Origin of the sequence: Nitrosospira multiformis (assembly GCF_900111585.1) — a bacterium.
GTDB lineage: Bacteria > Pseudomonadota > Gammaproteobacteria > Burkholderiales > Nitrosomonadaceae > Nitrosospira > Nitrosospira multiformis_B.
Genome location: NZ_FOHI01000006.1, coordinates 39324 through 51384, shown reverse-complemented (window position 1 = coordinate 51384; position 12061 = coordinate 39324). Strand labels below are relative to the sequence as shown.

The following is a 12061-nucleotide window of genomic DNA, read 5'->3' as shown; positions in this document are numbered from 1 at the left end:
AATGTCTCAATCCAGTAAAGCTAGACTTTCAACCGATCCCACAGTATTTGAAGTGGTATTGAATAACCATACCCCCATGATGCAGCAATACCTGCGCATCAAGGCGCAGCATCCGGATATGCTGATGTTTTACCGGATGGGGGATTTCTACGAACTGTTCTTTGATGATGCAGAAAAGGCGGCGAAGCTGCTCGACATCACCCTGACCCGTCGCGGCACCTCCGCGGGAGAGCCGATCAAGATGGCAGGGGTGCCTTACCACGCGGCAGAGCAGTATCTGGCAAAGCTCGTCAAGCTTGGCGAACCGGTCGTCATCTGCGAACAGGTGGGCGATCCCGCCACTTCGAAAGGACCGGTAGAACGCCAGGTGACACGCATCATCACCCCCGGCACTCTGACGGATGCTGCGCTCCTGGAGGACAAGCGCGACAGCGCCCTGCTTGCCTTGCTCGTGCATGAATCCACCCTGGGGTTAGCGTGGCTGAATCTTGCAGCAGGGCAATTTTCTGTAATGGAGACTTCGGTGAACAATCTCACAGCCGAACTCGAACGCTTGAAGCCTGCCGAGATTCTTTTGCCGGAATCGCTGAATCTCGCCGGGATCAACGACAGGGTGATGCAGGAGAAGTTATGCGTGAAGCATTTGCCGGCATGGCAGTTCGATACCGGCGCGGCTGTGCGCAATCTCTCCCGGCAGTTCGGTACCCATGACCTTTCCGGTTTCGGCTGCGAGGATCTGGATGTTTCTCTCGGCGCCGCAAGCGCGTTGCTGGATTATGCCCGGCTGACGCAGGGTGCCAGCATAGGTCATATCAAGGGGTTGCGGGTTGAGCGGGAGGATACTTATCTGCGCATGGACGCCGCCACTCGCCGCAACCTGGAGATCTCCGAAACCATACGAGGCGAGGCGGCGCCCACTTTATTGTCCCTGCTGGATACCTGTTCGACCAACATGGGCAGTCGGCTGTTGCTCCACTGGCTGCATCATCCGCTTCGCGACCGCGGGCTGATCCAGAATCGGCTCAACGGTGTATCTTTTTTAATGGGGGAAGCAGGATCAGGCCCCTGCCTTTCGGTGCGTGACTGCTTGAAGCGTGTGACGGATATCGAGCGCATTACTGCTCGTATCGCACTGAAATCGGCACGGCCACGGGACTTATCCGGGCTGCGCGAGAGCCTGAAACGGCTGCCCGCAGTCAACAACGCCGTTGCCGGTACTGCCACTACAAGCAGTGACAGCAGCGACGGCAGTGACGTAAGCGCTCATGTCGCGGCACTCATCCACTTGATGGCGCCAGACAATGCTCTCATTGCGCTGCTGGAGAAATCGCTGAAGGAAGAACCGGAGGTGATGCTGCGTACCGGGGGCGTGATTGCCGATGGCTACGATGCCGAACTGGATGAGCTGCGCGCGATACACAACAATTGCGATGAATTCCTGCTGCAACTCGAAACCCGCGAAAAGACCCGTACCGGTATTGCGAATCTCAAGGTGGAATACAACCGGCTGCATGGTTTTTACATTGAAGTGACGCATGCGCACACCGAGAAAATCCCCGACGACTATCGGCGCAGGCAGACACTGAAGAATGCCGAGCGTTATATTACGCCTGAGCTCAAAGCATTCGAGGAAAAGGCGCTTTCTGCGCAGAGCCGGGCACTGGAGCGGGAGAAACTGCTGTATGGCGAGCTGCTGGATATCCTCTCGCAGTATATCGACCATCTACAGCAGGTTGCCCGCAGCGTGGCCGAACTGGATGTCCTTGCGACCTTTGCCGAACGGGCACTGGCACTTGACTACACCCTGCCCCTTTTTACCAGTGACAGCATTATCGAAATTCAGGCAGGGCGGCATCCGGTAGTTGAAAAACAAGTGGACAGCTTCATCGCCAATGATGTCCAGCTTGGCGCTCGCGCGAGTGGCAGGCGGCAGATGCTCGTCATTACCGGACCCAACATGGGCGGAAAGTCTACCTACATGCGCCAGGTTGCCCTGATTGCGCTGCTCGCCCATTGCGGGAGTTTTGTTCCCGCGAGAAGCGCACTTATTGGACCGCTCGATCAGCTTTTCACGAGGATTGGCGCATCCGATGATCTCGCGGGAGGGCGCTCCACCTTCATGATGGAAATGACCGAGGCCGCGAATATCCTGCACAACGCCACCGCACAAAGCCTGGTGCTGATGGACGAAGTGGGTCGGGGAACTTCTACGTTCGATGGACTGGCGCTCGCTTTTGCAATCGCCCGTTATCTGTTGGAAAAGAACTGCAGCTACACGCTATTCGCCACACATTATTTCGAATTGACTCGGCTTGCGGAGGAGTTTGCACAGGTCGCCAATGTGCACCTGCGCGCAGTGGAGCACAAGCATCATATCGTGTTCCTGCACGCCGTCAACGAGGGGCCCGCCAGCCAGAGCTACGGTCTCCAGGTGGCAGCATTGGCCGGGGTGCCTGATCCGGTAATAAGAACAGCGAGAAGATATCTGCTGAAACTTGAGCAGGAAGCGTTGAGCAATCAGCCGCAGGGAGACTTGTTCTCCAGGGGCGATCTCTTCTGGAAGCAGGACAGGATACCGGAAGGTTCCGTTGACAAAAATGACAGCGCGCCGGAGCATCCCGTACTTGCACTGTTACGCACTATCGTTCCCGACGATTTGAGCCCGAAACAGGCCCTGGAGCAGCTCTACGCCTTGAAGAAGGCAGCAGAGAAAGAATAGCTTCGACTTATATCTCTAACGGTGATCTCCACCGGGCTCACGTCTTAATGCTCATGCCCGTGGCCATGACCATGCGGACCGTGAGCATGGCCATGAGCCAGCTCTTCGGCAGTAGCGGGACGCACATCGGTTACTTGGCATTCAAATCGAACCGACTGCCCCGCCAGAGGATGATTGCCGTCCACCACGACCTTGTCTTCGGCAATGTCTGTCACTGTATAAATCCGGACATTGTCCGACTCTTCCTCGCCCCCTTCGAACTTCATGCCCACCACGACATCCTCGGGAAAGCGGCTACGTGACTCGACCCGCACGAGATCGCTGTCATATTCGCCAAAAGCATCCTCCGGTTCCATCACGACCAGGCAACGGTACCCTGCTTCTTTGTGAGTCAGCTCCTCTTCCACCTTCGGAAACATTTCATCATGGTAACCACCGTGGAGGTAGCTTACAGGAAAATTGGATTTCTCCAGAATTTCACCAGTTGAATCAGACAAAATATAATTGAGCGATACCACGGTGCCTTTTTCAATTCGCATATCGTTGAGCCTGCAAGTTAGGTTATAAGGAATTTCCTCAGGAAATGATAAAAATGCTAAGAGCCATGCTCTCGATGCCTTCATCGAGAATCATTCATTATTGCATTCGCAGTCCTTAAATGGAATATGGCTTTTTTGCAGGGCAGGCGGTCAGGCGGAATGGAAATTGCCGGAAGCAGGAGCCTGGCGGAAACATGATTCAGGGCAGGATTTATTCATGATTCCGGGGCTTTTTCATTTGCCATGAGTTCTCTTACCGGCGCAAAGCTGCGGCGGTGCACAATGGAAACGCCGTGAATTTTCAGTGCGGCAAGATGCTGCTCCGTGGAATATCCTTTGTGCTGATCGAAGCCATAACGGGGAAAACGCCGGTGTAACGCCATCATCTCGGCATCGCGAGCGGTCTTGGCAAGAATCGAGGCAGCGGAAATTTCCGGCACCAGGCTGTCGCCCCTTACGATGGTAGTGACGGGAAATTTCAGGCGGGGACTGTGATTTCCATCCACCAATACCCGCGCTGGCGTCACCTGCAATTTTCCGATCGCGCGTTTCATCGCCAGCAGGCTTGCTTGCAGTATATTCAGCCGGTCTATTTCCCTGACGGATGCGAACCCGATAGCCCAGGCAATCGAATGCGCCTTTATGGCAAGAGTCAGACTGTTGCGCTTTCCCTCGGTAAGCGTTTTCGAATCCGCCAAGCCATTTATAGGAGACGCCGGATCGAGTATCACGCAGGCAGCGAACACCGGTCCTGCCAGCGGCCCCCTGCCTGCCTCATCCACACCGCAGACCCAATGGTATTCATTGCTGCACATGCATCAACTCCACCCGCTCTTCCGTAGGTATTTCAGGTCTCTTTTGGCCTGACGGTACACATCAGTTCGGCCTCGGCTGCAACGCGGCCGTCCACTTCCGCTCGTGCCGCATATTTCCAGATTCCGATCCTCTCCCTCAGAACTGTAGCCTTGAGTATCAGTTGATCGCCCGGTTCCACCGGGCGCTTGAAACGCGCATTATCGATGCCGACGAAATAATAGATGGAATTCTCGTCGGCTTCCACATTGGCTGTTTTGAGCGTCAGAAGAGCAGCAGTCTGCGCCAGCGCTTCGATCACCAATACCCCGGGCATGACGGGATGATGAGGAAAGTGTCCTGTAAAAAAAGGTTCGTTGATCGTTACATTCTTGAGCGCGGTGAGACTCTTTCCCGGTTCGAAAGCGAGAACGCGATCGACGAGGAGCAAGGGGTAACGGTGAGGAAGGTATTTCAGAATTTCATGGATATCCATTAGCGCGATGTTTTCCCGGGTTCTTGATAAGAAGTGAATAAAGGATGATCAGAGGATTGAGAATGATCCGGAGGAGAGGCGGATGTGCCGTTGCACCTGCCCGACAGAGCTACTTGTCGGCCAGCGCTTTGAGTACCTTGTCAGTAATATCGATTCGCGGACTTCGGTAGACGAGATCGCGCAGGGGCAATATGAGGTCGTACTTCTCGGTCTCGGCAATGATTTGAATGGCCTTGGTGGCGGTCAACTGAAGCGCCGCAACCTCATCGTTCTGGCGCAGGCTCAGATCTTCGCGCAACTGCCGTTGCCCGCGCTGGTATTCCCGGTTAAGCGCAGCCAAGTCGCGCTCCTTGCTGCGGCGTTCCGCTTCCGGCATGCGCTTTCCTTCTTTTTCCAGCAAATCCTGAAGCTCCTTCGCCTGTATTGCAAGTTTCTTGAGCTCCTGGTCCCGCGGGAGGAATTCCTTTTCGATTTTTCTAAGCGCTCTGACAGCGGGCGCGGATTCAGCCAGAATGCGCTCCGTGTCGACAATCCCGATCTTGATATCTTCTGCCAGCGCGCTTGCGGTTCCGTAGATAGATGCGACGAGAATGGACGTTATGGCGATTAAAGTTCGTCCCAGTATCTTGTGTTTCAATTTTATCTCCGGATCTAGAATTGTTGCCCAAACTGAAACTGAAAACGCTGTATATTGTCGCCGGGCTGGCTGTTCAAGGGCTGGGCCACGCTGATTTTGAGCGGTCCCATAGGGGATATCCAGGTAACGGCGACACCGGCAGAATAGCGCAAGCCCTCCTGCTCCGGCCTTACCCCGCCAGGCCCCCAGACCGTGCCGCCATCCAGAAACGCGCTCAGGCGTACCGTGCGGTCATTCCTCATGCCGGGCATCGGAAACAGAACCTCGATATTACCTACCGCACGTTTGTTGCCTCCCAAGGTTCTGTTGGTTGCGTCCCTGGGACCAAGCGAACTGATGTTGTAACCCCGCACGGAGGTATTGCCGCCCGCGAAGAAATTCTTGAAAAAGGGAAGCTCTTTACCGGAATAGCCCTCCCCATATCCGAGTTCTCCATTCAACATCAGCGTAAATATCTCGGTGATGGGAAAATACCAGCGAAGGTCATAACTCAATTTGTAATAAGTGAGGTCTCCTCCCGGCAGGCCCACCTCGGCGAACACGCGCTGCGTGGTTCCTGAAGTTGTCCAGATTGCACTGTCACGGCCATCCCGCCTCCAGCTGAGCGTTGCAGGTATGTTGATCGTGGTCCGCCCGAATTTGTTCACGAAATCGATATTACGCTGGGGGCTGTCAGGCCCAAGATCGATCGTGGTTTGTTCCGCTCCCAGCCCCCCCATGATGCTGTCATTTTCGTTGATGGGAATGCCGAAACGCAGACCTGCACCCAGCGTGTCGGTATTGAAGTTCATCACGGAGGACAGGGTACGCGTGTTGAGCACCCGCTTATAGAGATCGAGTCCTGCCGTGACACCATCCTTGGTGAAATAGGGGTCGGTATAGGACAATGAATAGGTCTTGTTGACGCTACCGGTATTCACCATGAGATTGACGAACTTGCCGGTACCGAATATGTTGTCCTGCGCAACAGACCCGCTCAGTATCAGTCCTTCCATGTTGGAATAGCCCGCACCGAACATGACGGCGCCCGTCGGCTTTTCCTTGACTTCGACATTCACATCGATCTGGTCCGTGGTACCGGGAACCGCCGGGGTTTCTACATTGACGGCGGTAAAGTAATTCAATCTGTCGACCCGCGTCTTGGAGCGGTTTATCTTGCTGGTTGAATACCAGCCCCCCTCGAACTGGCGCATTTCCCGCCGTATCACTTCATCCCGGGTTCGGGAGTTACCAGTAATATTGATGCGTCTGACATAGACGCGACGGCCGGGATCGATAAAAAAGGTGAACGCCACCTGCTGCTTTTCCTTATCCAGTTGGGGAGAGGCGTTGACATTGGCGAATGCGTAGCCGTCATCGCCGAGCCGGTCGGTGATGAGCTTGATGGACTCCGTCAGTTTCTCGCGGGAAAACGTATCTCCCGCCGAGAGTTGTATGAGCTTGCGCAGTTCCTCTTCCGGAACCAGCAGTTCACCGGCAAGCTTGATTTCGGAAACATCATATTTGGGGCCCTCGACGATATTTACCGTAATGTAAATATCCTGCATGTCGGGTGTGATCGATACCTGCGTCGATTCTATGCTGAATTCGAGGTAGCCGCGATTCAGGTAATAGGAACGGAGCGATTCGAGATCGCCGCCGAGCTTCTGCTTGGAATACTGGTCTTCCTTGGTGAGCCATGTCAAAAGGCCAGGAGTCCGCAGCGAGAATGCACTCAACAGATCCTTTTCCTTGAAAGCTTTATTTCCAACGATATTGATCTTGCGAATCTTGGCGGTTCTACCTTCGTCCACATGGAAGGTAATGCCCACCCGGTTTCGTTCAAGCGGGGTTGTGGTTGTGGTGATTTTTACGGCATATTTGCCGCGCGCCATATATTGCTGCTTGAGTTCCTGTTCGGCCTTTTCCAGCGTCGAGCGATCGAAAATGCGGGATTCCGCCAGGCCTGCCTGTTTCAGTCCCTCCTTGAGCTTGTCTTTCTCAAACTCCTTGGCGCCGACAATGGTGATCTGAGCAATCGCCGGCCGCTCCTCTATCACCACGATCAGGACACCGTTCTCGGATTCGAGCCGCACATCCTTGAAAAAACCGGTGGCATAAAGTGCCTTGATCGCCGCCGCAGCCTTTTCATCGTCGAGCACATCCCCGACCTTCACCGGCAGGTAACTGAACACGGTTCCGGCCTCGGTGCGCTGTATGCCTTCCACCCGGATGTCCTTGACTTCGAAGGGCTCGCGTGCCCATGAAGCCGAAGCGCACAAAGCAGAAACAAGCGCGACCAGATACCTGACTTTCATGCTTTAACCGGGGATGAGGCGGTTTATGTCGTTATAAATGGCAAAAGCCATCAGGGCAAACAAGAGTGCCATCCCCACCTGCTGACCGATTTCCATCGCTTTCGCGGAGAGCGGACTGCCCTTGACGATTTCGATGACATAATACATTAAATGCCCTCCATCCAATACGGGAATGGGCAGCAGGTTCAATACTCCCAAACTGACACTGATCAGGGCGAGAAAACCCAGATAAGGCGAAAGACCCATCTGGGCAGATTTTCCTGCATAGTCGGCAATAGTGATGGGGCCACTTACATTCTTCCAGGACACCTCACCTGCCAGCATTTTTCCGAACATTTGCAAGGTGAACTTCGAAGTTTCCCAGGTTTTGTTTACCGCCTTGGTAAAAGCGGTGCCCAAGGGATAGCGCACTTCGATCAACAGCTTTTCGATCTCATCGGAATCAATCCGCGGCGCAATTCCAATTTTCCCGATTTTTTCTCCATTCTCCGTGACGCTGTCGGGAACAACCTCCTTGTCGATCACAGCACCGTCACGCTGGATTTCCAGCATGAACGATGATCCCGGCCGGTCTCGCACCTGTTGCACCAGGTCTTGCCACAGGGAAATTTTCCGCCCGTTTACTGCCAGGATTTCATCGCCCGGCAGCAACCCGGCGCGGCTTCCGGCACTATCGGGTATCACCTGCGAAATGACGGGTTTAACCTCGGGCTGATAACTGCTGAGGCCGATTTTCTTTAAAAACTCCCCGTCCAGATCATCCGCCTGGATGTTGCTCAAATCCAGCCTCCGCAGCCCGCTCTGACCATGGATGTCAGTCACCTCTACGGCAAGTGAAGGAGGCCGTTCCACGGCATGGGACAATAGCAGCCAGCGCGCATCCTGCCAGGTTTCGACCGGCTCGCCCTCGATTCGCCTCAGAATGTCACCCTTCTCCAAGCCGGCAAATGCTGCCGGGGTTGCGGGAGCAACAGGCCCGAGAACAGGCTTCATCGCATTGATGCCCAGCATGAACAACAGCCAGTAAAGGACGATCGCCAGCAGAAAATTCGCGACCGGCCCCGCGGCGACGATAGCAAATCGCTGCAAAACCGGCTGGCGGTTGAATGAGCGTGGCAACTCCTCCGGCGCAACCGTTCCTTCACGTTCATCGAGCATCTTCACATAGCCGCCAAGAGGAAAGGCGGCAATAACCCATTCGGTCTGGTCTTTTCCTACCTGCTTCCGCAGCAACGGGTGACCGAAACCAATGGAGAAACGCAATACTTTTACTCCACACCAGCGAGCGACGAGGTAATGGCCGAATTCATGAAACACGATCAGCAAGCCGAGAGCAACGACGAAAGCAGCAATTGTGAAAAGGAATGTCATGCCTCTACAGGTCTGCGTTCCGGCAGACTCTCTGATACGGGGAAATAAAAGAAGTCTTCCATCTTCGCATGGATGAAATGGAAGCCGCAATTGGGACTGATGGGGCTTGCGCAAGCGGCGAAACTAGTAGAGCTGACCCCCCAAACGAATCCGCCGCCCCGCGGGCTCACATCTGCCATAGTGCCCGCATAAGCGCTAACGGAACCAGCCAACTGTCCGGCTCCCGGATGAATGAGAAGCTTTCCTTAGAACGGGTGGATAAACCGTTGTCCGACCTGCCGGAAAGCCCGATGATTGTGACACTTTACGCGAGGCACGTCAGCCATTCTTGGGCCGCTTCGCGCGCCATGCCGTCTGCCGCCAGCACATCATCCAGAGTCGCGATGTCCCTGCGGCCAATTGTCTGCATGACATCCTCGATCATGGCGGGAATGGACGTGAATGGCATTAGACCTCTGAGAAAGGAATCCACCGCCACTTCATTGGCGGCGTTCAGCACAGCCGGCGCGCTTCCCCCGCTTGCCAGTGCCTGATATGCCAGCCGCAGGCAGGGAAAGCGTTCAAAATCGGGGGCCTCGAAATCCAGCCGGGCGACCTTGAACATATCCAGGGGGTTGACTCCAGTCTCGATCCGTTCAGGGAAACCGAGGGCATGGGCAATGGGAGTACGCATATCAGGATTGCCGAGTTGTGCCAATACCGAGCCATCCACATACTCGACCATGGAATGAATGATACTCTGCGGGTGAACGACGACCTCTATTTGCTCGGGCGAGGCTTCGAACAACCAGTGCGCTTCGATGACTTCGAGCCCCTTGTTCATCATGGTAGCGGAATCGACCGAAATCTTCTGCCCCATTACCCAATTGGGATGAGCACACGCCTGCCCGGGGGTTACATTTTCCAGTGCGGCCAGCGGCATCTGGCGAAAAGGCCCGCCTGATGCGGTCAGCAGAATGCGACGCACCCCCACCGCGCGCAGATCGCCGCTAAAGTGCTGCGGCAGGGACTGGAAAATGGCGTTATGTTCGCTATCGATCGGGAGCAGCGTGGCGTGATTTTCCTTGACCACGTCCGTGAATATGCGCCCGGCCATCACCATTGTTTCCTTGTTGGCAAGCAATACCCGCTTGCCGGTCGCAGCCGCTGCAAATGTCGGACGTATCCCGGCCGCGCCCACGATCGCTGCCATCACTGTATCAACCTCCGGCAGCGAAGCGACCTTTTCCAGCGAATCCACCCCCCAAAGCACTTCAGTGGCAAGGCCAGCCTCGCGAATTTCCATCTGCAGCCGTTCCGCACTGGCCTCATCCAGCAGCACCGCATAGCGCGGCTCAAAACGCCGGCATTGTTCCAGAATTTTCTGGACGCCCTTGTTCGCGGTAAGGGCTACGACGCGAAAGCGGTCGGGGTGACGCGCCACTACATCCAGCGTGCTTACGCCGATGCTTCCTGTGGAACCCAGAATGGTGAGATGACGAACAGCGATCATGATCAGGTATGTAGCAGGAGAAGTGCCAGAGCCGCAATGGGCAGAGTTGAAGTCAGTGCATCGATCCTGTCAAGTATACCACCGTGGCCAGGCAAAATAGTGCCGCTGTCCTTGAGTCCGGCGTGACGCTTCATCAGCGATTCAAATAAATCGCCCACGATTCCCAGCGCGGCAAGAAGCAGCAGCAGCGGGATCAATAACGTGGCAGGAATCGCGTCCTCGCTGTAGCTCCAGATAAGCGCATAAACCAGTACCGCAACAAGGGCTCCAGCCACCCCCTCCCAGGTTTTGCCGGGACTGATGCTCGGCGCGAGCTTGTTTTTTCCCCAGGTGCGTCCGGAAAAATACGCGGCTGTATCGGATAGCCAAATGGTGCCCATGAAACCGAGCAGGAGGAGCGGATCGATTGCGCGCAGCTGGTATAACGCAAGACAGGTCGGCAACAGTACCAGCCAGCCGATAAACGCCAGCAGGACGGCACTCCCGACAGGACGCTTCGATTTCAGGAAAATCGTCGCGCCGAAGATCCAGAATATCAGCGATGCAACGTAAACCCCCAGAAATGAGGGCGTATAGGGATCAACAGCAACTGCGTCGCTCAATCCATACAGGAGCTCGCTTGCCAGCAGTACCGTTAATAAAAGGTAAGCGATGGTATGGTTGAGAGAGAACCTGGCAAGCCGGGTCCATTCCAGCGAGCCGGCGGTTGTCAGCGCAAGCAGTAGCGCCATCCAGAAGATGGAAGATAGATAGAATAACGCCGCCAGAAAGACGGATAGCATAATGACGGCGGTAAGAATCCGTGCCCGGAGCATAGTTGAGACGATCAGTAAAAAGCACGGATCGGAACGTGTGGAAGCTATGCCGTCGCTTTCACGGCGACTTCTCTGCCTCCACGCAAGGATGACGCTGCCTGAAGCTGCTCGCTGGTTCGTCCAAATCGGCGCTCGCGTTGCTGATAGGACTGGATGGCGAGATCCAGGGCGCGCGCATCAAAATCCGGCCACAACGTGTCGGTAAAATAGAGTTCGGTGTATGCCAGTTGCCAGAGAAGGAAGTTGCTGATGCGCTTTTCGCCTCCCGTACGAATGAATAGATCGGGTTCCGGCGCATGGTTGAGGGCAAAATACTGCATCAGGTCTTTTTCATCGAAAGTGGTCGCCAGATGAGGGCATTCGGCGAGCATTTTTCGAACAGCTTGCATGATATCCCACCGCCCGCCGTAATTGGCCGCGATAGTAAGCGTAAAGCGTTCATTGGCAGCCGTGAGCGCTTCGCCGTTGCGTATGAAGTCGACTATCTTCGGTTCGAATTTCGATAGATCTCCGATTACCTTGAAACGGATACCGTTCTCATGCAACTTGGATACCTCCTGCTCCAGCACGCTTATGAACAACTGCATCAGGAACGCGACTTCTTCAGGTGGCCTGCGCCAGTTTTCGCTGCTGAAGGCAAATAATGTCAAGTATTTGACACCTCGCTCCATGCAGGCCCGGATTGCGGAGCGTACTGTCTCCACCCCACGCTTGTGGCCTGCCATGCGCGGCATGAACCGGTTTTTTGCCCAACGTCCATTGCCATCCATGATAATGGCGACGTGCTGGGGAACTTCCCCAGTTTCAGGTATTTCCCGGGTCGAACTGATGATGGCTGGCATGGAGAATACGGTTGAGATTCAAAATTGAAATCAAAGGTATTTTTATTTCAGGGTCCGGCTA

Annotated in this window: 10 protein-coding genes; 1 reads left to right on the top strand and 9 read right to left on the bottom strand. The window is 55.0% G+C overall.

From position 1 onward, the window contains the following. Position 1 precedes the first annotated feature (1 nt). On the top strand, positions 2-2719 hold the full coding sequence (mutS, locus tag BMW46_RS10180; protein WP_074708106.1) for a DNA mismatch repair protein MutS: 2718 nt from the start codon (positions 2-4) through the stop codon (positions 2717-2719). Between the two features lie 44 nt (positions 2720-2763). Here the strand turns inward: mutS and BMW46_RS10175 are convergent, their stop codons facing one another. The 9 genes from BMW46_RS10175 to uppS all read right to left on the bottom strand — a co-directional run bounded on the left by BMW46_RS10175 (position 2764) and on the right by uppS (position 12000). Next, positions 2764-3258, bottom strand: a complete 495-nt coding sequence (locus BMW46_RS10175) for an FKBP-type peptidyl-prolyl cis-trans isomerase (RefSeq protein WP_074708103.1) — start codon at positions 3256-3258, stop codon at positions 2764-2766. Between the two features lie 215 nt (positions 3259-3473). Continuing rightward, on the bottom strand, positions 3474-4073 hold the full coding sequence (gene rnhB / locus BMW46_RS10170) for a ribonuclease HII (RefSeq protein WP_074708101.1): 600 nt from the start codon (positions 4071-4073) through the stop codon (positions 3474-3476). A 32-nt stretch (positions 4074-4105) separates the two neighbouring features. Beyond that, on the bottom strand, positions 4106-4546 hold the full coding sequence (gene fabZ / locus BMW46_RS10165; protein ID WP_074708098.1) for a 3-hydroxyacyl-ACP dehydratase FabZ: 441 nt from the start codon (positions 4544-4546) through the stop codon (positions 4106-4108). Positions 4547-4655: 109 nt separating this feature from the next. After that, positions 4656-5183, bottom strand: a complete 528-nt coding sequence (locus BMW46_RS10160; protein WP_074708095.1) for an OmpH/Skp family outer membrane protein — start codon at positions 5181-5183, stop codon at positions 4656-4658. Positions 5184-5197: 14 nt separating this feature from the next. Then, entirely contained in the window at positions 5198-7480 is a 2283-nt protein-coding gene (bamA, locus tag BMW46_RS10155; protein ID WP_074708093.1) for an outer membrane protein assembly factor BamA, read from the bottom strand. 3 nt (positions 7481-7483) lie between these two features. Further along, on the bottom strand, positions 7484-8851 hold the full coding sequence (gene rseP, locus BMW46_RS10150) for an RIP metalloprotease RseP (protein WP_074708090.1): 1368 nt from the start codon (positions 8849-8851) through the stop codon (positions 7484-7486). 304 nt (positions 8852-9155) lie between these two features. Continuing rightward, entirely contained in the window at positions 9156-10343 is a 1188-nt protein-coding gene (gene ispC, locus BMW46_RS10145) for a 1-deoxy-D-xylulose-5-phosphate reductoisomerase (protein ID WP_074708087.1), read from the bottom strand. 2 nt (positions 10344-10345) lie between these two features. Further along, on the bottom strand, positions 10346-11158 hold the full coding sequence (locus BMW46_RS10140; RefSeq protein ID WP_074708085.1) for a phosphatidate cytidylyltransferase: 813 nt from the start codon (positions 11156-11158) through the stop codon (positions 10346-10348). A 44-nt stretch (positions 11159-11202) separates the two neighbouring features. Next, entirely contained in the window at positions 11203-12000 is a 798-nt protein-coding gene (gene uppS, locus BMW46_RS10135) for a polyprenyl diphosphate synthase (protein WP_074708082.1), read from the bottom strand. Positions 12001-12061: the final 61 nt, after the last annotated feature.